The 23,582-nt window shown below is 61.1% G+C and carries 18 protein-coding genes; 10 read left to right on the top strand and 8 right to left on the bottom strand.

The features are described from left to right. Position 1 precedes the first annotated feature (1 nt). The 4 genes from JN756_RS08015 to rpoE form a co-directional block, all read right to left on the bottom strand. Entirely contained in the window at positions 2 to 1,441 is a 1,440-nt protein-coding gene (locus JN756_RS08015; protein WP_057004970.1) for a DegQ family serine endoprotease, read from the bottom strand. Positions 1,442 to 1,676: 235 nt separating this feature from the next. After that, entirely contained in the window at positions 1,677 to 2,639 is a 963-nt protein-coding gene (locus JN756_RS08010) for a MucB/RseB C-terminal domain-containing protein (RefSeq protein ID WP_046384369.1), read from the bottom strand. 16 nt (positions 2,640 to 2,655) lie between these two features. Continuing rightward, a complete protein-coding gene (locus tag JN756_RS08005) occupies positions 2,656 to 3,243 on the bottom strand; it encodes a sigma-E factor negative regulatory protein (RefSeq protein ID WP_046384370.1) in 588 nt (195 codons plus the stop codon). Positions 3,244 to 3,275: 32 nt separating this feature from the next. Further along, positions 3,276 to 3,857 (bottom strand): RNA polymerase sigma factor RpoE/AlgU, encoded by a 582-nt coding sequence (rpoE, locus tag JN756_RS08000; RefSeq protein ID WP_003172477.1) that lies wholly within the window; start codon positions 3,855 to 3,857, stop codon positions 3,276 to 3,278. Positions 3,858 to 4,319: 462 nt separating this feature from the next. Here rpoE and nadB point away from each other — a divergent pair, with 462 nt between their 5' ends. Beyond that, a complete protein-coding gene (nadB, locus tag JN756_RS07995) occupies positions 4,320 to 5,936 on the top strand; it encodes an L-aspartate oxidase (RefSeq protein ID WP_017844910.1) in 1,617 nt (538 codons plus the stop codon). Here the strand turns inward: nadB and JN756_RS07990 are convergent. Both JN756_RS07990 and JN756_RS07985 read right to left on the bottom strand, forming a co-directional pair. Next, positions 5,905 to 6,354, bottom strand: a complete 450-nt coding sequence (locus tag JN756_RS07990; RefSeq protein ID WP_017844909.1) for a protein YgfX — start codon at positions 6,352 to 6,354, stop codon at positions 5,905 to 5,907. The two genes, nadB and JN756_RS07990, sit on opposite strands and share 32 nt — an antisense overlap. Beyond that, positions 6,338 to 6,592 carry an FAD assembly factor SdhE gene (locus JN756_RS07985; RefSeq protein ID WP_057004969.1) on the bottom strand — a complete coding sequence of 85 codons (255 nt, stop codon included), beginning with the start codon at positions 6,590 to 6,592 and terminating at the stop codon, positions 6,338 to 6,340. Before JN756_RS07985 ends, JN756_RS07990 begins: the two co-directional genes overlap by 17 nt. 139 nt (positions 6,593 to 6,731) lie before the next feature. On the opposite strand from JN756_RS07985, the gene ygfZ reads away from it, so the two are divergent. Together ygfZ and JN756_RS07975 are read left to right on the top strand one after the other, a co-directional pair. Further along, complete coding sequence (ygfZ, locus tag JN756_RS07980) at positions 6,732 to 7,673, top strand: CAF17-like 4Fe-4S cluster assembly/insertion protein YgfZ (protein ID WP_108524273.1); 942 nt, start codon at positions 6,732 to 6,734, stop codon at positions 7,671 to 7,673. Between the two features lie 36 nt (positions 7,674 to 7,709). Next, positions 7,710 to 8,531 carry an HDOD domain-containing protein gene (locus JN756_RS07975; protein ID WP_017844907.1) on the top strand — a complete coding sequence of 274 codons (822 nt, stop codon included), beginning with the start codon at positions 7,710 to 7,712 and terminating at the stop codon, positions 8,529 to 8,531. Here JN756_RS07975 and tctE read toward each other — a convergent pair whose 3' ends face one another. After that, positions 8,532 to 9,917 (bottom strand): two-component system sensor histidine kinase TctE, encoded by a 1,386-nt coding sequence (gene tctE / locus JN756_RS07970; RefSeq protein WP_017844906.1) that lies wholly within the window; start codon positions 9,915 to 9,917, stop codon positions 8,532 to 8,534. After that, a complete protein-coding gene (gene tctD / locus JN756_RS07965) occupies positions 9,910 to 10,581 on the bottom strand; it encodes a two-component system response regulator TctD (protein WP_017844905.1) in 672 nt (223 codons plus the stop codon). The genes tctE and tctD overlap by 8 nt, the downstream gene beginning before the upstream one ends. Positions 10,582 to 10,815: 234 nt before the next feature. On the opposite strand from tctD, the gene JN756_RS07960 reads away from it, so the two are divergent. The 7 genes from JN756_RS07960 (at position 10,816) to JN756_RS07930 (ending at position 23,492) form a co-directional block, all read left to right on the top strand. Then, positions 10,816 to 12,108 carry an OprD family porin gene (locus tag JN756_RS07960; protein ID WP_046384374.1) on the top strand — a complete coding sequence of 431 codons (1,293 nt, stop codon included), beginning with the start codon at positions 10,816 to 10,818 and terminating at the stop codon, positions 12,106 to 12,108. A 41-nt stretch (positions 12,109 to 12,149) separates the two neighbouring features. Then, positions 12,150 to 13,139 (top strand): Bug family tripartite tricarboxylate transporter substrate binding protein, encoded by a 990-nt coding sequence (locus tag JN756_RS07955; protein ID WP_164887021.1) that lies wholly within the window; start codon positions 12,150 to 12,152, stop codon positions 13,137 to 13,139. Positions 13,140 to 13,199: 60 nt separating this feature from the next. Next, positions 13,200 to 13,658, top strand: a complete 459-nt coding sequence (locus JN756_RS07950) for a tripartite tricarboxylate transporter TctB family protein (RefSeq protein ID WP_046384376.1) — start codon at positions 13,200 to 13,202, stop codon at positions 13,656 to 13,658. Between the two features lies 1 nt (position 13,659). Continuing rightward, positions 13,660 to 15,174 carry a tripartite tricarboxylate transporter permease gene (locus JN756_RS07945; RefSeq protein WP_017844900.1) on the top strand — a complete coding sequence of 505 codons (1,515 nt, stop codon included), beginning with the start codon at positions 13,660 to 13,662 and terminating at the stop codon, positions 15,172 to 15,174. Next, complete coding sequence (locus tag JN756_RS07940; RefSeq protein WP_057005007.1) at positions 15,167 to 16,195, top strand: AbrB family transcriptional regulator; 1,029 nt, start codon at positions 15,167 to 15,169, stop codon at positions 16,193 to 16,195. Before JN756_RS07945 ends, JN756_RS07940 begins: the two co-directional genes overlap by 8 nt. A gap of 132 nt (positions 16,196 to 16,327) precedes the next feature. Then, complete coding sequence (locus tag JN756_RS07935) at positions 16,328 to 19,738, top strand: YncE family protein (protein ID WP_201021976.1); 3,411 nt, start codon at positions 16,328 to 16,330, stop codon at positions 19,736 to 19,738. A gap of 139 nt (positions 19,739 to 19,877) precedes the next feature. Continuing rightward, complete coding sequence (locus JN756_RS07930; protein ID WP_201021975.1) at positions 19,878 to 23,492, top strand: YncE family protein; 3,615 nt, start codon at positions 19,878 to 19,880, stop codon at positions 23,490 to 23,492. The last annotated feature ends 90 nt before the right edge of the window (positions 23,493 to 23,582 follow it).

Raw genomic sequence — 23,582 nt, 5'->3', positions numbered from 1 at the left:
GTTACTCAGCCAACTTGAAGGTAATGAAGCTGGCACGGCCCTGACGCAGGACGCGCATCGAGACCGAACGGTTCTTCGGCAGCGCCTTGGCGATGTCGGTGAACTGCTTGGTGCTGTCGATGGCCTGATTGTTCAGGTGAGTGATCACATCGCCTGGCTGCAGGCCGATCAACGCGGCAGGACCGTCCTGCACTTCCTTGATCACCACGCCGCTTTTCAGGTCGAAGGCCTTCTTCTGCTCGTCCGTCAGCTCGGCCACGGCAATACCCAGGCGATTGCTGCTGCGCTCGGCGCCCGGCTTGGCGCTACCGAGGGCATCGAGGGTCGCGCCTTCTTCCGGAATGGCGCCGACGGTCAGTTCAACGTTCTGGCGTTTGCCTTCACGGATCACTTCCAGCTTGGCTTTGCTGCCCGCCTTGAGCGCGCCCACCAAATGCGGCAGGTCTGCCGACATGACGATCGGCTGGCCGTTCATGCTCAGAATCACGTCGCCGACTTGCAGGCCGCCCTTGGCTGCCGGGCCGTCGTCCTGGATCTGAGCGACCAGCGCACCGGCCGGCTTGTCGAGGCCGAAGGACTCGGCCAGGTCCTTGTTCACTTCCTGGATCACCACGCCCAACCAGCCACGGCTGACTTTGCCGCCGCTTTTGAGTTGGTTGGAAACGTCCATGGCCACGTCGATCGGGATGGCGAACGACACGCCCATGAAGCCACCGGAGCGCGTGTAGATCTGCGAGTTGATGCCGACCACCTCGCCATTCAGGTTGAACAGCGGGCCACCGGAGTTACCCGGGTTGATCGGTACGTCGGTCTGGATGAACGGCACGTAGTTTTCGTTGGGCAGGCTGCGGCCGATGGCGCTGACGATGCCTTGGGTCACGGTGTGGTCAAAGCCAAACGGCGAACCGATCGCCACGACCCATTGCCCGGCCTTCAGGTCCTGGGACTTGCCCAGTTTCAGCACAGGCAGGTCCTTGCCGTCGATCTTCAGCAACGCCACGTCGGAACGTGGGTCGGTGCCGACCAGCTTGGCTTTCAACTCGCTGCGGTCAGCCAGACGGACGAGGATCTCGTCAGCGTCGGCAATCACATGGTTGTTAGTCAGGATGTAGCCATCGGGCGAGATGATGAAGCCTGAGCCCAAGGACTGCGCTTCACGCTGGCCACCGCCACCACCACGGGGCGCGCGTTGTTGCGGCATGCCACGCTCGAAGAACTCGCGCAGCATCGGCGGCAGGCCTTCCAGGTCCGGCATCTGCTGGTTGGAGACTTTGCGCTCGGGCAGTTTTTGCGTGGTACTGATGTTCACCACGGCAGGCGAGGCCTGCTCGACCAATTGGGTGAAATCAGGCAGCTCGACCGCTTGCGCGGGCACGGCCTGACCCAACACCAACAATGTGGCGACTATGGATAAATAGGACTTCAAGCGTGGTATCGACATACAGCTCCCGTTACGACGAGCAGGGTTGGGCGACAGGGTTCTGGAAACGCCGGAAACTGTGACCGACATCTCCGTTCCGCGAACAAAACATGGTCAGCGCCGACAAGCCCTGACCTATAAAAAATATGAGAGATTTTTGCAAGTGAAAATGCTGGACCAGACATTTCATGATGCTCGGCAGCCAACCTCGCATGGACGTAGGGTGAAAGGCCAGGATGAACATAAGATTAACGATTCACGGCTTGGCGGCTGGTTTTTTTTCACCGCGCACCGACAGCGCGATGCGCTCGGCGGTGCCCATGGGGATTTCGCCCACTACCGTGACCATCATTTCGCCATCCACCGTATTCAGCCGACGCGACACCGCCACCGTCGGGCCCAACTGGGTACGGGTTTCAGTAACGCCGGATTCGCCGATCGGCTCAAGAAATACCGAAAACCGTGCCAGCCCATCTTCATACATCCGACTGTCGACCGTCGCTTTGGTCTGGGTGTCTTTGCGCGCATTGCTGCTGGTCAACTGGAAACCCGGCGGCAACCATTCCAGATGCCAGTCCTGGGCAGGTTGCACCTCGGGCGCTTTAGCCGTGGCCACTGCAATAGGCGTGCAATCGCCAGTGGGTTGCAAGTCGCGATCATCCGGCGTGACCGAGGTGTTCAATCGCGTGAACTGGAAACGCTCCAGCAACTGCCCCTGATCGTTCACCAGCAGGGATTTAAGGGGCAACGCAGTTTCGCGGTCCAGGTGCAACTCAAAACCATAGCGGTATTGGTCACGCGGAGTGATCGACACAATCACCGCATTTCGACCGGCCACGCGAGATTTGCCGATGACGGCCAGTTCGTAGAATTGCGCGATTTTTTGCGGATCAAGCGCACGTGAAGGGGCATCACGCGAATTGCCGAGGCCGGCGACAAGAGTGCCGCTGACGCATTGCGTCCGACCGTCTACCCGCACGACTTCCTGAGCCGAACCGTCGAGCTGCAAAAGCCGCTCGCGAACCTGACCGTCCTGGACACGATGCCAGATGTCGTGGGTAGAAAAATTGCCGTTACGCTCGTAGACGAACGTACCTTGGAAGCTTTGCTGTTGCTCAGCACGCCCAAGTCGAGTCAACCAGTCTTGGGCATCATCGGCGTGGGCGGGGAGTGCAAACCAACCACTGAGCAAAAGCGTAAGGAGCGGTATGGCGCGCATAGTGCTCCTCAACGGTTCAACGGTTTTCCAGGCTTGCCGCGCGAGCATAAGGCAGAGCGCTTTCAGTGCCTTTCAAGGCCGATTCCTGTGCGTGTTGGCGCAGGTAGCCTGGAAGACGCTGATCCTGCCAGCCGGATTGCCCTTGAAGCACACCGTTCGCCATCGGGCCGGTAGTGTCGGAGCTTTCCTTATAGCCTGCCAGTACGGCGGGGCCCTTGACTTGCGGGCCAGCCATGATCGGTTGCTGAGTCTGCTGGGCCAGTTCGGCACCGGCGATTTCGTCCTGGTTGTACAGGCGAACACCAGCCAGAACGGCAACAGTCACCGAAGCGGCCACTGCCAGGCGACCCAGGCTACGCCATGGCCCCCGCGCAGCTTTTGCCGGAACGGCTTCATCAGCCAGTGCAGCAGAAACGGCCGCAGCAATATCCAGACGAGGGATTAGAAGATCCTTGTGCATCACCGCCCGAGCGACTTGGTAACGAGACCAGGTATCACGGGTTTCGGCATCACCGAATGCATTGAGCACCCGACGAAGTTCCAGTTCATCCGCTTCGTTATCCATCACTGCGGACAGCGATTCCTGCAGGGCATCACGACTCATGGCGGTTCCTCTCTTGGCTGTCGCCGCTGTCTTTAGTTTTCCTGCAACAACGGTTGCAAGGCTTTATCGATGGCTTCCCGGGCCCGGAAAATCCGTGACCTTACAGTCCCCACCGGACACTGCATGACGCTCGCAATGTCTTCATAACTCAGACCATCGAATTCACGTAAAGTTAACGCCGTCCGTAAATCTTCTGGCAGTTGCTGAATAGTGCGATGAACGGTGCCTTCGATCTCGTCGCGCAGCAATGCACGCTCCGGCGACTCGAGATCTTTGAGGCCGTGATCACCATCGTAAAATTCTGCATCTTCCGAACTGACATCACTATCTGGTGGGCGGCGTCCGCGAGACACCAGATAGTTCTTCGCCGTGTTGATGGCGATGCGGTAGAGCCACGTGTAAAACGCGCTGTCACCGCGGAAATTGCCCAGCGCACGGTATGCCTTGATAAAGGCTTCCTGTGCAACGTCCTGCGCTTCATGGGTGTCGTGCACAAACCGCACGATCAACCCGAGAATTTTGTGCTGGTATTTCAGCACTAGCAGATCAAAAGCTCGCTTGTCGCCGCGTTGAACGCGCTCGACCAGCTGCTGATCCTCTTCCTGGGTTAGCATGAACACTCCTCGTTGTACTTGAAGGAGGCTTGCATAACTGAACGATCAGGCTTGCAAACATAGACTCGGACTTTCCGCAAAAGTTCTCCCCTCCAAGCAAGTTTCCGGCATGCACTGATTTGGCACACACGAAAAACGCAGCGCGGGCAATGCCGGCTGCGCGAATAATCTTGTCGCCGGTTTCCTGACGCGTCCACTGCTCCCGACGGGCCAATAAACTCAACGTTTTCCCAGCTTTCGGGCAACCTGCTATTGAGTCGGGGCTTATGCAAAAAGTTCCCACTTCAATAACCGGTCCATTTACCTTGGCCGTGCACCGTAATTTCACATTGCCACGAATGCGCGGCTATTGTGCCGCTCCCCCCCTCTATATACTAGTAGCCCGTGTGACCCTTTGATTCGCCGATCCAGGCGTCCTGTTTGCGCCAGCCCCTGTGGATCGCTTTTTGCGGAATCCTTCAAATGAGCCAACAGTTTCAACACGATGTCCTGGTGATCGGCAGCGGCGCAGCCGGCCTGAGCCTTGCGCTGACCCTCCCCAGCCACCTGCGCATTGCGGTGCTGAGCAAAGGCGACCTGGCCAATGGCTCGACATTCTGGGCCCAGGGCGGTGTTGCCGCCGTGCTGGACGACACCGACACAGTGCAGTCCCACGTCGAAGACACCCTCAACGCCGGCGGCGGCCTGTGCCACGAAGATGCGGTGCGCTTTACCGTCGAACATAGCCGCGAAGCCATTCAATGGCTGATCGACCAGGGCGTGCCGTTTACCCGTGACGATCACGCCGGCAGCGATGACGGCGGCTTCGAGTTCCACCTGACCCGCGAAGGCGGGCACAGCCATCGCCGCATCATCCACGCCGCCGACGCCACCGGGGCCGCGATCTTCAGGACCCTGCTCGAACAAGCCCGCCAACGCCCGAACATCGAACTGCTCGAGCAACGGGTCGCCGTCGACCTGATCACCGAGAAACGCCTGGGCCTGTCGGGCGAGCGCTGCCTCGGCGCCTATGTACTCAACCGCAACAGCGGCGAAGTCGACACCTACGGTGCGCGCTTCACCATTCTCGCCTCGGGCGGCGCGGCCAAGGTCTACCTCTATACCAGCAACCCCGACGGTGCCTGTGGCGACGGCATCGCCATGGCCTGGCGCTCGGGCTGCCGGGTGGCCAACCTGGAATTCAACCAGTTCCACCCCACCTGCCTGTATCACCCGCTGGCCAAGAGCTTCCTGATCACCGAAGCCCTGCGCGGCGAAGGCGCGCACCTGAAACTGCCGAATGGCGAGCGCTTCATGCAACGCTTCGACCCGCGCGCCGAACTGGCCCCGCGCGATATCGTCGCCCGCGCCATCGACCATGAAATGAAGCGCCTGGGCATCGACTGCGTCTACCTGGACATCAGCCACAAGCCCGAAGCGTTCATCAAGACTCACTTCCCGACGGTCTACGAGCGCTGCCTGGCCTTCAACATCGACATCACCAAAGGCCCGATCCCGGTGGTGCCAGCCGCGCACTACACCTGCGGCGGCGTGATGGTCGACCAACACGGGCGCACCGACGTGCCCGGCCTGTACGCGATCGGCGAAACCAGCTTCACCGGTCTGCACGGCGCCAACCGCATGGCCAGCAACTCGCTGCTCGAATGTTTCGTCTATGCGCGTTCGGCGGCGGCAGACATCCTTGAACAACTGCCGCAGATCCCCGTCCCGGCCGCCCTGCCCCGCTGGGACGCGAGCCAGGTGACCGATTCGGACGAAGACGTGATCATCGCCCACAACTGGGACGAACTGCGACGTTTCATGTGGGACTACGTAGGGATCGTGCGGACCAACAAACGCCTGCAACGCGCACAACACCGCGTGCGACTGTTGCTGGATGAGATCGACGAGTTCTACAGCAACTACAAAGTCAGCCGCGACCTGATCGAATTGCGCAACCTGGCCCAAGTGGCGGAGCTAATGATCCGCTCGGCCATGGAGCGCAAGGAAAGCCGGGGCCTGCATTACACCCTCGACTACCCGCAGATGCTGCCCGAGGCCCGCGATACTATTCTGGTGCCAACCACCTACGCCGACTGAACTTCAGGCGAACCCGCAGGCGCCGGTGTACATCGGCGGCCTGCGAATCCTTGGGCACACAGATCGACCGCACCGCCCATTCGCCCTGCACCCGATAGCGCAGCACCACGATCAACGGCAACGCCAGGCTGTCGGGACGCAGTTGCACGCGGTGCCAGCCGCGCGCTTCGCTCCACAACTGCCACCCGCTTTCGTCACGGCGCAGGCCGCGAATCGACGAACGGTGAGTCAGCCGGATATGGCGCGGGATAACCCAGGCGGCGTGAGCCAGGCACAGCAACAGGCCAAGGCTTGAATAAGGCAAATCGACAAGCAGCAGCGCACCCAGTGCGGACGACTGGGCCAGGAGATAGGCCGCCAGCAACAGCCGCGAGGCCTGCCAGCGGCATTCGAAGGCGGGATTACTTGGGCTGGACACGATCCAGGATCATCCGAACCATGCGCTGCAGCTCCGGGTCTTCCGATTCAGCGCGTTCCATGAACCAGCCGAACATGTCCTGGTCTTCGCATTCCAGCAGGCGCACGTAACACTTGCGATCCACCTCGTTAAGGGTCGAGTAAACCTCTCTGACGAATGGCACCAGCAACACGTCCAGCTCAAGCATGCCGCGACGGCTGTGCCAGTAGAGGCGATTGAGTTCTACATCTTCGACCATGGAACGCTCCTCAAATAGATTGCAAGTATACAGGCCCCAAGGCAGCGGAACAGTCGGCTTTGGTCGCCCCCTACAGAAACTATCCATTTGTCGGGCGCCCCTCTATGATGCACCTAGACTTTTTGACCTGCGATGACCCATGGCCGACTCTGCTTTCTTCTGCCCACTGACCCACGAAGGCGTTCTCGCCGTCCGCGGCGCCGACGCTGCCAAGTTCCTGCAGGGCCAACTCACCTGCAACCTCAACTACCTGAGCGACACCCAGGCCAGCCTCGGCGCGCGCTGCACGCAAAAAGGGCGCATGCAGTCGAGCTTTCGCATCCTGCTGCAAGGTGATGGCGTGCTCTTGGCCATGGCCACCGAGCTGCTGGAACCGCAACTGGCCGACTTGAAGAAATACGCGGTGTTCTCCAAATCCAAACTCACCGACGAAAGCGCCGCCTGGGCACGTTTCGGCCTGGCGAACGCGGATCATGCCCTGGCGAGCCTGGGCCTGGAACTGCCGGCCGCGACCGACAGCGTCGTCCGCAGCGAACAATTGATCGCCATCCGCGTATCCCCTGGTCGCGTCGAACTCTGGGCGCCCGCCGAGCAAGCCGAAGCTGTGCGCAGCCAATTGGCCGCGCAGTTGCAAACGGCTGACTTGAATGACTGGCTGCTGGGCCAGGTGCGCGCCGGTATCGGCCAGGTCATGCCGCAGACCCGCGAGCTGTTTATCCCGCAGATGCTCAACCTGCAGGCCGTGGGCGGCGTCAGTTTCAAGAAAGGCTGCTACACCGGCCAGGAAATCGTCGCGCGTATGCAATACCTGGGCAAACTCAAGCGTCGCCTGTACCGCCTGAGCCTGAATGCCGCTGAATTGCCCGAGCCCGGCACGCCGCTGTTTTCTCCCAGCCACAACAGCTCGATCGGCGAAGTGGTGATCGCGGCAAAAGCTGACCAAATGGTGGAACTTCTGGCGGTTCTGCAAGCCGAAGCAGCCGAGAGTGGTGATGTGCATTTAGGCACCCTCGAAGGTCCCGGTTTGCAACTACTTGACCTGCCCTACCAATTGGATCGTGATCGAGAGATCCAGCACTGATCGTCGCACCCCTTTGCAACACCTTAGAGAGCATGAATGAACGAGCTGGCGGAAAAAGTCCAACAGGCTTTGATTGCGGCCATCGACAACGATGACCTGGTTCTGCCGACATTACCGGAAGTGGCCCTGAGCATTCGTCAGGCCGCCGAAGACCCGGAAATCGGCATCAGCCACTTGAGCAAAGTGATCGGTCGCGACACCGCGCTGTCGGCGCGCTTGATCAAAGTGGTCAACAGCCCGTTGTTGCGGGCGACGCAGGAAGTCACCGACCTGCACACCGCCATCACCCGGCTGGGCACCAACTACAGCAGCAACCTGGCGATCGGCCTGGTGATGGAGCAGATCTTCCACGCCCGTTCCGAAGTGATCGAACAGAAAATGCGCGACGTCTGGCGCCGCAGCCTGGAAGTGGCGGGCGTCAGCTACGCGCTGTGCCGCAGCCACAGCCAGCTCAAGCCGGACCAGGCAGCGCTCGGAGGCCTGGTGCACCAGATCGGTGTGCTGCCGATCCTGACCTATGCCGAAGACCATTACGAGTTGCTCTCTGACCCGGTCAGCCTCAACCACATGATCGAGAAAAGTCACCCAATGCTCGGCGACAAACTCCTGCGTGGCTGGGACTTCCCGGAGATGCTGGTCAAGCTTCCGGGCCAATACCTGGACCTGGAACGCGACTCCGCCAGCCTCGACTATATCGACCTGGTGCAAGTCGCCGTGCTGTATTGCCATCGCGGCACCGCGCATCCACTGGCGGATGTACCGATCACCAACCTGCCGGCAGTCAAGAAACTGCGCCTGGACCTTTACAGCGACAGCGTGCGTGCGGAACTGGATGAAGCGCGGTCGATGTTCTACTGATCAACCGGCGACAAAACTGACGCGCACTTTCAAGCCCGTCGGTTCACCATCATGCAGACTGATCTGGGCCAGATGCGCGCGACAGATTTCGCCGACAATCGCCAGGCCCAGACCGGAGCCCAGGCCCTGCTGACTGCGGCGATAGAAGCGTTCGAACACGCGGTCGCGCTCGTCCAGCGGGATGCCTGGGCCATCATCTTCCACTTCCAGCACCGCCGGTGCCGTCACGCGCAGGATCACATTGCCGCCAGGCGGCGTATGCGCCAGGGCGTTATCCACCAGGTTACTCAACAGCTCGTTGAGCAGCGTCGGTTCGCCGCGCAGCCACACCGGCTCGTCGGCTTCCAGCGCCAGCGCGACCCCACGCGCATGGGCCAACGGCGCCATGGCCATGCCCAGTTCGCGGGCCAGTTGGCTGAGGTCGAGCAATTGCGCCCCGCCTTCGGCAATCGCCCGTGCGCCGTTTTCGATGCGCGCCAAGGACAACAATTGATTGGCCAGATGGGTCAGGCGGTCGGTGCCTTGCGCGGCGGTTTCCAGGGTGCTGCGCCAGGTGGCCGGGTCTTCGGCGCGCAGGCCGAGTTCCAGGCGCGCCTTGAGCGCGGCCAGCGGCGTGCGCAGTTCGTGGGCCGCATCGGCGATAAACTGTGCCTGGCGCTCGAACTGGCCCCGCAGGCGTTCGGTGAAATGGTTGATGGAACGCACCAGCGGGCCGAACTCGAGCTGCACCTCGACCAGCGGCAACGGCCGCAGATCGTCGGGCTGGCGCTCTTCCACCGCCGTGCGCAAGCGCTCCAGCGGGCGCAACGCCGCGCTCACGGCAAACCACACCAGCAATAGCGCGCCGATGGCGAGCATGCCCAGGCGCAGCAAGGTATCGGCCATCAGGCTGCGGGCCATGCTGACGCGGGCTTCATCGGTCTCGGCCACGCGGATTTCCGCCATGCCGTTCATGTTCGGTTCGGAAACCGCCTTGAGCAGGCTCACCACGCGCACGGCCTGGCCCTGGTACGTAGCGTTGTAAAACCGTGCCAATGCCGGGTAATCATCAGTGCGCGGCGTGCCAGGCGGCGGGCCGGGGAGGTTTTCGTAACCGGAAATCAGCTTCTGGTCGATGTCATTGACCTGGTAATAAATCCGCCCAGCGCTGTCGTAGGCAAAGGTGTCCAGGGCCACATACGGCACATTCGCGCTCAAGCTGCCGTCGACCTCGGTCAGGCCGGCGGCAATCGTGCGTGCCGAGGCCAGCAAGGTGCGGTCATAGGCGGTGTCGGCGGCTTCGCGGCCGTTCCAGTAGGCGCTCATGCCGCTGGCGACCATCAACAGCACCAGCAACAGCGCGAGGTTCCACAGCAGCCGCCAGCGCAGACTGCTGGGCTTATGCATCGCGCGCTTCCAGCAGGTAGCCGAGGCCACGGAAGGTGACGATGGCGATGGGCTGGCCGTCGAGTTTCTTGCGCAGGCGGTGTATGTAGATTTCGATCGCATCCGGGCTGGCCTCTTCGTCGAGGCCGAACACCTGGGCGGCCAGTTGCTCCTTGCTCATCACTCGGCCCGGGCGGGCGATCAGCGCTTCAAGCACAGCTTGCTCGCGGGACGTGAGGGTCAGCAGCTCGCCGCCGACCGTGAAGCGGCGGGTGTCGAGGTCGTAGACCAGCACGCCGCACGCCTGCTGGCGCTCGCCGCCGAGCACGCTGCGCCGCAACAGCGCCTTGACCCGCGCCTCCAGTTCCGTCAGCTCGAACGGCTTGGCCAGGTAATCGTCGGCGCCCAGGTTCAGGCCATGCACACGGTCTTTCACATCACTGCGCGCTGTCAGCATCAGCACCGGCAGATTTTTCCCACGCGCCCGCAAACGCGCCAACACCTCGAAACCGTCCATGCGCGGCAAGCCCACATCGAGGATCGCCGCGGCGTATTCCTCACTGCCCAAGGCCAGGTCCGCGGCCACTCCGTCGTGCAGCACATCGACGGTCAGACCCGTGCTCTTGAGCGCCTGGGCGACACTTTCGGCCAGTTGCAAATGGTCTTCAACCAGGAGGACACGCATGGATTTCTACCTCATTCGGGGGTGGTCGGCGCCACGCTCTGCGAGGCAGTTTACAGGCGCCGCCTGGGCTGTGAAGCCCGAAAACATTGAAAGGCAACTGAAAGGTTAGTGAAAGCTTCACCCTTTAGCATCCAGCCACGGTAGGCCATGCCCGCCGAGCTGCCTGATCCGTAGCGCCCGAAAAACGCCTCGAAGCGTTTTCGTCAAATAAGAACAATAACGGAGTACTCAACGATGCTGTCGACACAGCCCCAGGCTTGCACGCCTGTGCGTTTTTCCCGCCTGACCCAAACCGCCCTTGCCAGCGCCGCCACCCTTGCCGGCTTTTCGCCGCTTGCCCAAGCCGCCTTCTTCGAAGACAGCAGCGCGACCCTGGAAACCCGCAACATGTACTTCAACCGCGACTTTCGCGACGGCACCAGCGCCCAGCAATCCAAGCGCGACGAATGGGCCCAGGGCTTCATGCTCAACCTGCAATCGGGCTACACCGATGGCACCGTCGGCTTTGGCGTGGATGCGCTGGGCATGCTCGGCGTCAAGCTCGACTCCAGCCCCGACCGCACCGGCACCGGCCTGCTGCCCACCCACGACGATGGCCGCGCCGCCAACGAGTATTCCAAGCTGGGCCTGACCGGCAAAGTGAAGATCTCCGCCACCGAGCTGAAAGTCGGCGCGCTGATCCCCGAGCTGCCGATCCTCAAGCCCAACGACGGCCGCATCCTGCCGCAAACCTTCAACGGCGGCCTGATCACCTCGAAAGAGTTCAAGAACCTGGTGTTCACCGGTGGCCGTCTCGACAAGGCCAAGGACCGCGACGACACCAACTACGAGGACATCGCCCTCAACAACAAGAACAGCCGTTTCCTCAGCGGCGCCACCGGCAAGCACTTCAATTTCGGCGGCGTGGACTACAAGTTCGCCGACAAGATCACCGGCAGCTATCACTTCGCCCAACTCGACGACGTGTACCGCCAGCACTTCCTCGGCCTGGTGGCTGCGCGCCCGATGGGCCCCGGCACCTTCGCCACCGATCTGCGCCTGGCGATCAGCGACGACACCGGCGCCGCCCGCGGCGGCAAGATCGACAACACCTCCCTCAACGGCCTGTTCAGCTATGCCCTCAATGGCCATAAGCTCAGCGCCGGCTACCAGCACATGTCCGGCGACAGCGCGTTTCCGTATGTGGATGGCAGCGACCCGTACCTGGTCAACTTCGTGCAGATCAACGACTTTGCCGGCGCTGAGGAACGCTCCTGGCAGGCACGCTACGACTATGACTTCGCCAAGCTGGGGATTCCCGGCCTGAGTTTCATGAGCCGTTACCTGTCGGGTGACCATATCAAGCTCAAGAACGGCGAGACCGGCAAGGAGTGGGAACGCAACAGCGAGATCAAGTACGTGGTGCAAAGCGGCACGTTCAAGGATGTCGCCGTGCGCCTGCGCAATGCGACGTATCGTTCCAACTATTCAGCCCGCGATGCGGATGAAGTACGCCTGCTGGTCAGTTACAGCGTCGCGCTCTGGTAAGCAGTGCCTGGTAATAGCCACTCATAACAACAACGATGGAGATAACCATGACCCTTTCATTGCGTAAATTCGCCCTCGCCGCCGGCTGCATGCTGTTCGCCGGCCAACTGCTGGCCGCCGACGAACCCAAGCGCCCGGAATGCATCGCCCCGGCCTCCCCTGGCGGTGGTTTTGACCTGACCTGCAAACTGGCGCAAAGCGCGCTGGTCAACCAGAAGCTGCTGAGCAAGCCGATGCGCGTGACCTACATGCCCGGTGGCGTGGGCGCAGTGGCCTACAACGCCGTGGTCGCACAGCGCCCTGCAGACGGCGGCACCTTGGTGGCCTGGTCCAGCGGCTCGCTGTTGAACCTGGCCCAGGGCAAGTTCGGGCGCTTCGATGAAAGCGCCGTGCGTTGGCTGGCGGCGGTCGGCACCAGCTACGGCGCCATCGCGGTGAAAAGCGATTCGCCTTACAAAAATCTCGACGACCTGGTGCAGGCACTGAAGAAAGATCCGAGCAAAGTGGTCATCGGTTCCGGCGGCACCGTGGGTAGCCAGGACTGGATGCAAACCGCGCTGATCGCCAAGGCCGCCGGGATCAACCCGCGCGACCTGCGCTATGTGGCGCTGGAAGGTGGCGGTGAAATTGTCACCGCGCTGATGGGCAACCACATCCAGGTGGGCAGTACCGACATCTCCGATTCCATGCCCCATATCCAGAGTGGAGACATGCGCTTGCTCGCGGTGTTCTCCGAAGCGCGCCTGGACGAGCCGGAAATGAAGGATATTCCGACCGCCAGAGAGCAAGGCTACGACATCGTCTGGCCAGTGGTGCGCGGTTTCTACCTTGGGCCAAAAGTCAGCGATGCCGACTACGCCTGGTGGAAAGACGCCTTCGACAAACTGCTGGCCTCCGAAGACTTCGCCAAGCTGCGTGACCAGCGCGAGCTGTTCCCGTTCGCCATGACCGGCCCGGAGCTGGACACCTACGTGAAGAAGCAGGTAGCGGACTACAAAGTGCTGGCCAAAGAGTTCGGCCTGATCCAGTAATCGCCCCTCTGTCGCGCGGCCACGCCCTGCTGAACCAGGGGCGTGGCCCAGGAGTTCAACATGCTCTTACAACGCATATTCGCCGCCGCGCTGCTGCTGGCCTGCGCGGGCCTGGCCTTGATGGCCTGGCCCTACCAGGCGTCGTTTTCCTACGAACCCGTGGGGCCTCGGGCCTACCCGCTGCTGATGCTCGGGCTGATGAGCCTGGCGCTGATCTACATGCTGTTTCGCCCGCAGCCGACCAAACACACTGAGGAAGAACCCGCGCTGGACCGCGCCACCCTGATCAAGATCGGCATCTGCGTGGCGCTGTTGATCGTGTTTGCCGCCACCTTCGAATCCCTCGGTTTCATTCTCAGCAGCATGTTGATCGGCATTCCGATGGCACGGCTGTATGGCGGCCGCTGGTTGCCCGGTGCGGTGATCATCACCTTGATGAGCGTCGGCCTTTATCTGCTGTTCGATAAAGCCATGGATGTTCCGCTGCCCCTCGGCCTGCTCGACGTTCTGGAGAACTGATATGGATACTTTCGGCTATTTGGGCCAGGGCTTCGGCGTGGCACTGTCCCCCTACAACCTGGTGACCGCGCTGTGCGGCACCTTGATCGGCACCGTGGTCGGCCTGCTGCCGGGCCTGGGCCCGATCAACGGCGTGGCGCTGCTGATCCCCATCGCGTTCGCCCTGGGCCTGCCGCCGGAGTCGGCGTTGATCCTGCTGGCGGCCGTGTACCTGGGCTGCGAATACGGTGGGCGTATCAGTTCGATCCTGCTGAACATCCCGGGCGAAGCCTCCACCGTGATGACCACCCTCGACGGTTACCCGATGGCCCGCAAAGGCCTGGCCGGTGTGGCCTTGTCGTTGTCGGCGTGGAGTTCGTTCATCGGCGCGTTTATCGCCACCTGCGGCATGGTGCTGTTTGCCCCGCTGCTGGCCAAGTGGGCGATTGCCTTCGGCCCGGCGGAATATTTCGTACTGATGGTGTTCGCGATTGTCTGCCTCGGCGGCATGGCCGGCGATAAACCGCTGAAGACCTTTGTCGCGGCGCTGATCGGCCTGTTCCTGTCGGCGGTGGGCATCGACGCCAACAGCGGCGTGTACCGCTTTACCGGCGATAACATCCACCTGACCGACGGCATCCAGTTCGTGGTGTTGGTGCTGGGCCTGTTCTCCATCAGCGAGATCCTGTTGCTGCTGGAAAAAACCCACCGTGGCCAGGAAGCGGTGAAAGCCACCGGGCGGATGATGTTTAACCTGAAGGAAGCCTCGTCGGTATTTGCGGTGAACATCCGGTGCGGCCTGCTCGGTTTCATCATGGGCGTATTGCCCGGCGCTGGCGCGACGTTGGCGTCAGCCGTGGCCTACATGACCGAGAAACGCCTGGCCGGGGCCAGCGGTAAATTCGGACAAGGTGACATGCGCGGTCTGGCGGCACCGGAAACCGCCATCGGCGCCTCCGCCTGCGGTGCGCTGGTGCCGATGCTGACCCTGGGCGTGCCGGGTTCGGGCACCACCGCGGTGATGATCGGCGCCCTGTCGCTGTACAACATCACGCCGGGCCCGCTGTTGTTCCAACAGCAACCGGATATCGTCTGGGGCCTGATCGCCTCGTTGTTCATCGCCAACATCATGCTGGTGATCCTCAACATCCCGATGATCCGCATCTTCACGCGCATCCTCGCCGTGCCGAACTGGGCGCTGGTGCCGGTGATCGCGATCATTACCGCGATCGGCGTGTACGCGGTTCACGCCACCACGTTCGATCTGTTCCTGATGATCGGCATCGGCATCTTCGGCTACATCCTGCGCAAGCTCGACTTCCCGCTGTCGCCGGTGTTGCTGGGCTTTATCCTCGGCGGCCTGATGGAGCAGAACCTGCGCCGCGCGCTGTCGATCTCCAACGGTGCGCTGGAGATCCTGTGGTCCAGCCCGATCACCTTCGGTGTCTGGGTATTGACCGCCGTGATGCTGCTGTTACCGCTGGCGCGCATCTACCGCAAACGTGCGTTGCAGCGTCGTGCCGTGGCCGATGTCTGAGGCCAGCTTTAAACACTGGTGGGGAACACCGCTGGTCGGTCTGGCCGGCGGTTACCTGGCCAGCCAGATCGGCTGGCCGTTGCCGTATATGGTCGGTTCGCTACTGGCGATCATTCTCGTGCGTTGCCTCACGCCGTGGCAGTTGGCGGAGATTCCCGGCGGGCGCAAAGGCGGCCAATGGGTGGTGGGCATCGGTATCGGCCTGCACTTCACTCCGCTGGTGATCGAACAGGTGATGAGCCACTTCGGTTTGATCTTCTTCGGCGCGCTGGTCACCAGCCTGTCGAGCGTGGTCGGCGTGTGGTTGATGCGCCGCAGCGGCGAAGACCGCGCCACCGCGTTTTTCTCCAGCATGCCCGGCGGTTCCGGCGAGATGGTCAACCTCGGCGCACGCAATGGCGCGGTGCTCAGCCGGGTCGCGGCGGGGCAAAGCTTGCGGGTGTTGGTGGTGGTGCTGTGCGTACCGGCGATCTTCAAGTATGTGCTGGACGGTGGCGCGCCGCAGTTTCATCCCGCCCCCGTGAGCTGGGCCTGGCTGGCGCTGCTGTTTCCCGCCGGTGCGCTGGTGGCCTGGGGCTGGCAACGCTTGCGTCAGCCGAACCCATGGTTGTTCGGGCCACTGTTGGTCAGTGCCACCGCCAGTGTGGCGTGGGACCTGCACATCGGCCTGCCCGACGGCGGCAGCCAGATCGGCCAGTGGCTGATCGGCAGCGGGTTGGGCTGCCACTTCAATCGTCAGTTCTTCCGCAGTGCGCCGTCGTTCATGGCGCGCACCTTGATCGGCACCGCCTTGACCATGGTGCTGGCGACGCTGGCCGCCGTGGGCTTGAGTGCGATGACCCAACTGGACCTGCGCTCATTGACCCTGGGCATGATGCCCGGTGGTATTGCCGAGATGAGCTTGACCGCGGAAACCCTGCAACTGTCGGTGCCGTTGGTGACGGCTATGCAGGTGATGCGCTTGTTGTTCGTGTTGTTTCTGGCGGAGCCACTGTTCAGGCATTGGAACCGCCAAGGCTAGCGGCTGCCGAGGGCCGCTACCGCCTGTCGGCACTGTCATTTCTAACAGCTAGCCTGCTCGCTGCCCTTCTGCGTTCAATCCTTGTGTGCCCCGGACCTTTTCGGCTCCTTGGCCCAGCACGAGGTGAAAACCATGGCTCCAGACCGCAACGCGCCCCCTTTCGTCGCGCAGTTGTCGCCTTATATTCCCGGCCTGACGACCCCGGTCGTGGGCTTCTCCGGCGGCGTGTATCAACTGCTGCTGGAGAGCCATGGCAGCGCGGGCCTGATTTGCATCTTGCGCGCCTACGCAGGCCAGCTTGAAGGCGACTTCATCGAGTTGTTCTGTAGCGACCTGCTGGTCCCGGTCGACTTCCATACCGTAACCGAGCAAGAAGCGCGCGAAGCAAAGGCGATTACCCTGCACATCTCCCTGGCCCGCTTGGTCGACGGCGCCGCCGGGCCCGTATTTTTCCGGGTGACGCACCTCGATCACCGCGTAGAAGAAACCCAACGCCTGACCCTCAAGATCGACACCGTGGCGCCAACCGGCAGCGACCCCGTTACCCGCCCGCCCTGGGTCAATGAACAACTGTCGCGACCGCAACCGGCGCAGGTCCTGATCGATTCGGCCGCAGCCGGGCGTGGGGTGGTGGTGAGAATCCCCTTTTACCCGCTGGACCTCAACCGGCCTCCCAGTACCTACCGGGCGGTACGCGATCGCATTCGCTTGATCATCGGTGGGCAAATCATCGAGCACATCGTCACAGAGAATGAGGCCAGCAGCCGCAACCCGATTTCAATCACGGTCTATTACGGCACCTGGCTGCGCATCGGCAGTGGCTTTCAGGCCTGCGCCTACGATGTCATCGATGAGGTCGGCAACTACGCGTCGGGGCGCTCGCCGATGCAACTGATCGAAGTGCGGCTGGATCCCAACGAACGGTTGCTGGACGCCGCCCAGATTGTCGAAGCACCGACCGGCACGCTGGATGCGGACACGCTGGCAGGCAAAGACGCAACCCTCAGGGTGGCTGTCGAGGGAAAAGGCTGGGCGTCGGGCGACGGTCTTCGACTGACCATTCGCGGGCGTTTGCCGGAAGGTGTCGATGTCGAACAGACCTACAATGCCAGTATCACATCGACCACAACGCCTTTCGTCGACGTCCCATGGCCCAATGCTGACGTGCGTATGCTTATCGGCGCCTTGATCCAACTGAGTTATGAGCGAATTCGCACAGGGCAAGTCAACCGCCCCTCGGAAAACACCTTCGTCCAAGTGAGCGGAACCCCCGAACAAACCGGCCTCGTGGCACCGCAAGTGCCGGCCGCCAGCGGCGGCGTTCTGCATCCCTTGACCGACCCGGTGACCGTTACGATCGCGGCTTACACCGGCCAAAAGCCGTTTGACCGCGTCACGCTGGTGCTGGAAGGCACCTACGCCAACGGCCACCGTTTTTATCAGGAGCACGGGTTGCCGGCCGGCGAAGGCAGCGTCGTGTTCGAACTGCACAATGGGATCGACGGTGACATCCGCCAGCTCGATGGCGGCGAGCTGATGCTCTACTACTACATCAACACCGCCGGGGGGCGCCCACCGTCGGCCATTCTGCAACTCAACATCGGCGAGCCCCAGGACGCCCTGCCCGCGCCTGAGGTGTTGCAAGCACCCGCCCCTGCCTTCAACTTCGACCCCGAGCAATCCCGAGGCAATGCCAACGTGAGGGTTGCGGCGCATGCCGCTTTCACGGAAGGCGCCACGGTCACCCTGTACGTCGAAGGCAGCGCCATGGGCGGCAGCGCCCCACCGGACCGGTTCCCCATCACCCAGCCGTGGGTCGGGCAGGACCTGGCGTTTGTCATCGCACGGGTGTTTGTCGTGGCCAACCTCAACGGCTCGGCGCGCATTTACTATCGGGTGGAGCACGCCGGCCAGCGCACCCGTTATTCCCAGGCGTTGGTGATGAGCGTCGGCAGCGGTCTGCAACTGCCGGTGCCGCATATTCTGGAAAGCACGATCAACATCGCCGACCCCTCCACCGCCCGGCTCAACCCGCAACATGTGCTGGAGCCGCCGGTCTGCACGTTTCGGGTGAGCTACAAGCCGATGCTGGCCAGCGATGATATCCAGCCCAGATTCACCGGCACCTACGGGCTCGGAACGCCCGTCATCAATCCACGGCCAGGCGACCCGATGAAAGGTTATGTCGACTTCATCATCAGTAATCGGGTGATTGCCGCCAACCTGGGCAGAGACGCTGCATTGTCCTATACCGTGACCCGTGCCGGTGCCACCAGCATCTCCCAGGTGTTGACCTTGACCATCGACCCGCTGGCCGAACAAGTGCTGGACCTGGTCAACGTGCCCCAGGCGTCGAACGGCATCATCAACGCCAACGTGACGCATAGTGCAGTGATTCAGGCATGGCCGTTCATGCGGACCGGGCAGCCGGTGTGGCTCGAAATCAAGGCCGCGGCCAATCGGGTGCTGCGCGACGGCACGCCGCTGAGCGCCGCGGAGTTCAATGCCAAACGCGTGGAAGTCCGCTTACCCGCCGATTATCTGCAATCCTTGCCGACCCAGAGCACCCTGCGGGTTGAGGCGCGGGTATCGCTGAACGGCAGCGCCCATAAGGATTTCGCCATCGCCTTTCGCCCTGTCGACTACCGCATAAGCAACACCGTGGGCATCTTCGCCACAATCCCGGTGGGCAATTCGCCGAACGCCCTGGCGCTCAGCCCGGACGGTACGCGGCTCTACGTCGCCTGCACCTTCGGCCGCACTTCGATCTGGGTCATCGACACCCTGCGTAACCGCGTCATCGACAGCTTCGAGGTGCCGGGCTCGCCGTTGCGCCTGGCCATTCATCCAACGGCCGAGCGTCTGTATGTGACCGACAACAGCAGCGCCACCAATACCCCGATTCGCCTCTACAGCACGCGGGACTATTCGCTGATCGACACGCTGACCGGGTTCACCACCGTCCGAGGCATTCGCTTCAATGCCAACGGCTCGCGCCTGTATGTGGCCGATGAAGGTGCATCGCGCCTGGTCGTCATCGACACAAGCAACCACCAACGCGTGGCTTCGATCCCGGTGCGCGCGCCCATCGATGTCGCCGTCAGCCCTGATAACAACCGCGCACACGTGGCCACATTCTTCGACTGGTCCATCATCAATCTGCCGACCAACAGCCTGATCAACAGCGCCGACACCCGCTCCGCCCCCGTCGCCATTGCCCATAACCCCCGTGGCTCTCAGGTGTATATCAGCGCGCGCGAAGGCGGCAGCGTCACGATCGGCAACACCTCGACCCAGCGCATCGAGCAGACCTTGACCGGGTTGCTGGGCCCCTACGACATCGCCTTCGAACGCGGGCGTGATCGGGCCTACGTGTCGCAGACCGATGGCGACCTGCTGGGCATTATCGATACGCGCTCGCGACAGGTGATTGGCAGCTATGCCGGGTTTAACAAGCCGCGCGGGCTGGTGGTGGCTCCAGACGATTCCCACGGCTACGTGGCCAATATCGGCGGGGATTCAGTGTCGTTGGTGGTGTTTTAGCTGACGGACAAGTCGGGTTCACCATTCGTCGGCACTGTCATTTCTCACAGCTAGGCAGTCCCGGGTTCAGGACGTTGAATTGAGCGTGCCGACGCCTCGCGTCAGTCGTCCAATCAACTGCTCAGACAGGATTACGATCATGGCCACAGACTCCGATGATCAAGCGCTCATCCCCGCCGACAACGCTTTGCCCGTGTTGCCCTACGATCCTCCAAGCGATGAATTCAGTGCCCGCGAACCGGACGAGCCGCGATCGGAAGGTTTCACGCTGCCTCAGGTCGACGGCTCGACATTGACCCCTCTATCGTTTCGCCAGACGCCGTTCGCCGATCTTCCCCTGTACCTGCCGACGCTGAGCACCCCTGTCGTCAGTTTCGACGGCGGGCTCAACCGGGCGGCGCTGGAGGTGAATGAAAAAGGTGTCACGTGCATTTTGTTCAGCTACCTGAACCAGGCAGAAAACGACTTCATCGAGTTGATGCTCAACGACGAACGGGTTGTTTTTCACACCGTGACCGAAGACGAAGCCCTCAAAGGCACACAAATTGTCCTGTATGTGCCCAGCAAGCATTTCATCAGCGAGGCAGGCAATGCACTACAGGCATTCGTAACTCCTTTGGGAGGCAACACTCAACAGACCAAACGCTTCAACATCAAAGTTGATATCGAACACCCCGGTGGACGCGACCCGATAGCCAGCACATGGCAAAACGAAAACCTGCCCAAACCGATATTTCCCGACGACGTCATACAATTTGGCGTGGACAGCGACACCGCGGGTAAAGGCGTACCGGTGATCATCGACTATTACCCGGTGGATTCCTCGGCGCCCGTCGCCAACCGCCGCAAGGTGCGAGATCGCATTCGCCTAAGCATAGGCGGAGTCGTGGTTGAACACCGTGTCAGCGAATTTGAAGCAGCGGGTACTGCGCCCATTACCATATGGGTCTACGCGAACACCTGGGCCACCGTGGGCAGCGGGGTAAAAATCTGTGAATACAACCTATTCGACGAGGTAGGCAACGCGTCCCTCGGGTTCTCACCCGAACAAGAACTGACGGTGCGCCTTGACGATGGGGCGCAGCCGCTGCTGCGTGAAGCCTATATTGATGAGGCCGAACAGGATCCCGACGGTAACGATCAACTCGATGCCGATAGCCTCGGTGGCGAACCGGCGACCATTATTGTTCCCGTGCGCAATGAAGGTTATATCTCCGGCGATACGATTCGTGTGAGGGTCAACGGCCTCACCGCTGAGGGTATCCGGATCATCACATTTTACGATTTCCCTGTCGTATCACCGACCATCGTCACCGCGAAGATCCCCTGGCCGTTCGCAGACATCCTGCCGCTGGTCAACGGTCGCATTCAGTTGACCTATCAGCGCATACGTACAGGCGTTCTACCGCGCGACTCCAGAGGTGCCAACGTCAACATCGTCGGCACGCCTGGCGAGGTCGGCCTGGCAGCGCCCATTGTCGAGGCGGCCATGGGTGGCACGCTGCCTGATCCCACCGTCAATCCGTTTGAAGTGCTCATCAAGACCTACCCCGGCCAGCTATCCAATGATCGCGTCACGCTGGTACTGGAAGGTACCTTCGCCAATGGCAGGTCTTATTACGCCGAATACAGCGATATGGCAGGCATCGGTGACATTTACTTTGACTTGCCCAACGGACCCGGCGGGCCCATCGCCCAGTTGGAAGGTGGCTCTCTCATTACCTATTACAAAGTCAACAATCGGCCGCCGTCACGTCGACTCGAGCTGAGTATCGGCGAGACCCAGGCCTCACTGCGTGCCCCGACCACCCGGCAGGCTGTGCCGCCAAATCATGTGTTCGACCCGCTCGTCAGCAAGGCCAACCTGAACGTCACCGTTCACCACCATGCCAGTTTTGTACTGAATGCCGTAGTTACCCTGCACTTTGAAGGGAGCAAGGCGGGCGGCAGCAATCCGCCAATCGCCTTCCTGATCGATTCAAACTGGTTGGGGGCAGACCTGCCCTTCACGATTCCTCGAACTATCGTCCTGAACAACCTGAACGGCTCGGCACGCCTTTACTACACGGTCGATGCGCCTGGACAGCCACGCCAACTCATCTCCCATGATCTGGTGATTACGATAGGCAGCGCACTGGAGTTGCCAGAACCGGTCGTACTGGAGTCTACCCCGATCAAGCCGCCCAGCCTCGCCTCGATCAACCCCCTACATGTCCTGCCGCCGCGTCCTGCCGTTGTCACTGTCCGCGTGACCTATGCCATGCTCGCCAGCGATAACGTCAAAGTACATATCATCGGAGAAAGCGGCACTGGGATTGGAACACCGAATATCCCGATGAAACCCGGCATCCCTGATGCGGGGGAGGAGTACATCACGTTCACCACGTCCAACGTATTCGTGGGGGCGAACCTGGGTCGCAAGTGCCGGGTATTTTTCGAGGTGACCCGCGACAACGCCATCACCCAGTCGCGGGAATTGACCCTGGAGGTCGAAGAGCTGCCAGAGCAGGAATTCGAACTGGTCAGTATCCCCGAAGCCTCGGGTGGGGCGATCAATACGGCAGTGGCGAACAACGTGCGGATTGATAAATGGCCGTTCTTCAGAGCCGGGCAACCCGTGTGGATTCAGTTACTCAGCACGACCAATCGCGACCTGCGGCTTGCGGTCGGCGTGACATCCGCGGAATTCAATGCCGGACGCACGCTCGACCTGATACCCGCCAGCTATTTGTCAGGCTTGGAGAACAACAGCGAGGTTGCGGTCAAAGCCTGGGTATCGCTGGACGGTTCCAACAGCCTGGAGACGGCCAAGTACTTCAAGGTGCCTACTTATGTGACGCGTAAGGGGTCAGGCGAGATCATTCGTCACATCACTGTGGGGAACGGTCCGAATCAAATCGCAATCAGTCGAGATGGCAACACAGTGTGTGTCCTGAATGCGCGTGCCTATTCGGTTTCGGTCATTAATTTCGCAAGTGGCGCGATCAGAACACTAGCTTATAACTATGTTTATAGACTTGCATTGCACCCTACGGAGCCAAGGCTCTTTCTCTCGGCCAACACCGGACTTGGCGCTAATTACCAAGCTCCAGTCCTCAATCTCAGTACTTTCACGTTTAGTTACCCCTTCGCCTTCAGTTACTCAGCGGCCTACGCAATAGGCATAAACCCCACCGGGTCGCGAATGTTTATAGGCCTACTCGCTAGCGGCAGCTCTTTGGCTTTTTCCGTCTTTGACACAACAAGTGGCCAATATGTGACAAATTTCGGTGGAACAGCTGCCCCCCGAGCGATAGTAACTAATCCACAAGGCACAGCCATATTTACAACAGGCTACAACACGGAACGGTACACACTCAGCAGTGGAGTCCGCACCCATACTGTCGTTAACGGCGCAGTTGCTCAGGAACTTGCCCACACCGGGTTTGATGCACCGCTCGAACGACTCTATGTGTCCGTATCAGGCTTAAACAAACTTGATATTTACAACACCGAAAACGATAGCCTCACATTCATCAAATCCCTCACAGGCCTCAGTGATCCACGAGGTATTGCCTTTCATCCAACTCGACCATTGGCGTATGTTTCAGAACTTGCCGGTAACCGCGTCCGAGTCATTGACATGAACAGTGAGACACTGATTGGCACGATTAACGGTTTTGATCAGCCTAACGGGCTGGCTTGTACTCCCGATGGCCAATACTTACTGGTCTGCAACTCTGGCAACACGACCGTGGCGGTGGTGAGCATTTAAAACCACCCCGCCCTGCCTTAAAGCAAAAAAATGCCCCGCCTCTTTCGAGACGGGGCATTTTCATTACCCGCACGGTTTATACCGCTACCG

The sequence above is a fragment of the Pseudomonas sp. Y39-6 genome, from assembly GCF_023651955.1.
Lineage (GTDB): Bacteria > Pseudomonadota > Gammaproteobacteria > Pseudomonadales > Pseudomonadaceae > Aquipseudomonas > Aquipseudomonas veronii.
This window is presented reverse-complemented; position numbering and strand designations above follow the sequence as displayed.

What these genes read in the sequence shown, in the direction of transcription:
- nadB (WP_017844910.1), top strand. Translation starts at nt 4,320, where the DNA reads ATGAGCCAACAGTTTCAACACGATGTCCTGGTGATCGGCAGCGGCGCA.
- JN756_RS07975 (WP_017844907.1), top strand. Translation starts at nt 7,710, where the DNA reads ATGAACGAGCTGGCGGAAAAAGTCCAACAGGCTTTGATTGCGGCCATC.
- ygfZ (WP_108524273.1), top strand. Translation starts at nt 6,732, where the DNA reads ATGGCCGACTCTGCTTTCTTCTGCCCACTGACCCACGAAGGCGTTCTC.
- tctD (WP_017844905.1), bottom strand. Translation starts at nt 10,581, where the DNA reads ATGCGTGTCCTCCTGGTTGAAGACCATTTGCAACTGGCCGAAAGTGTC.
- tctE (WP_017844906.1), bottom strand. Translation starts at nt 9,917, where the DNA reads ATGCATAAGCCCAGCAGTCTGCGCTGGCGGCTGCTGTGGAACCTCGCG.
- JN756_RS08010 (WP_046384369.1), bottom strand. Translation starts at nt 2,639, where the DNA reads ATGCGCGCCATACCGCTCCTTACGCTTTTGCTCAGTGGTTGGTTTGCA.
- JN756_RS07945 (WP_017844900.1), top strand. Translation starts at nt 13,660, where the DNA reads ATGGATACTTTCGGCTATTTGGGCCAGGGCTTCGGCGTGGCACTGTCC.
- JN756_RS07950 (WP_046384376.1), top strand. Translation starts at nt 13,200, where the DNA reads ATGCTCTTACAACGCATATTCGCCGCCGCGCTGCTGCTGGCCTGCGCG.
- JN756_RS07930 (WP_201021975.1), top strand. Translation starts at nt 19,878, where the DNA reads ATGGCCACAGACTCCGATGATCAAGCGCTCATCCCCGCCGACAACGCT.
- JN756_RS07935 (WP_201021976.1), top strand. Translation starts at nt 16,328, where the DNA reads ATGGCTCCAGACCGCAACGCGCCCCCTTTCGTCGCGCAGTTGTCGCCT.
- rpoE (WP_003172477.1), bottom strand. Translation starts at nt 3,857, where the DNA reads ATGCTAACCCAGGAAGAGGATCAGCAGCTGGTCGAGCGCGTTCAACGC.
- JN756_RS07960 (WP_046384374.1), top strand. Translation starts at nt 10,816, where the DNA reads ATGCTGTCGACACAGCCCCAGGCTTGCACGCCTGTGCGTTTTTCCCGC.
- JN756_RS08005 (WP_046384370.1), bottom strand. Translation starts at nt 3,243, where the DNA reads ATGAGTCGTGATGCCCTGCAGGAATCGCTGTCCGCAGTGATGGATAAC.
- JN756_RS07940 (WP_057005007.1), top strand. Translation starts at nt 15,167, where the DNA reads ATGTCTGAGGCCAGCTTTAAACACTGGTGGGGAACACCGCTGGTCGGT.
- JN756_RS07985 (WP_057004969.1), bottom strand. Translation starts at nt 6,592, where the DNA reads ATGGTCGAAGATGTAGAACTCAATCGCCTCTACTGGCACAGCCGTCGC.
- JN756_RS08015 (WP_057004970.1), bottom strand. Translation starts at nt 1,441, where the DNA reads ATGTCGATACCACGCTTGAAGTCCTATTTATCCATAGTCGCCACATTG.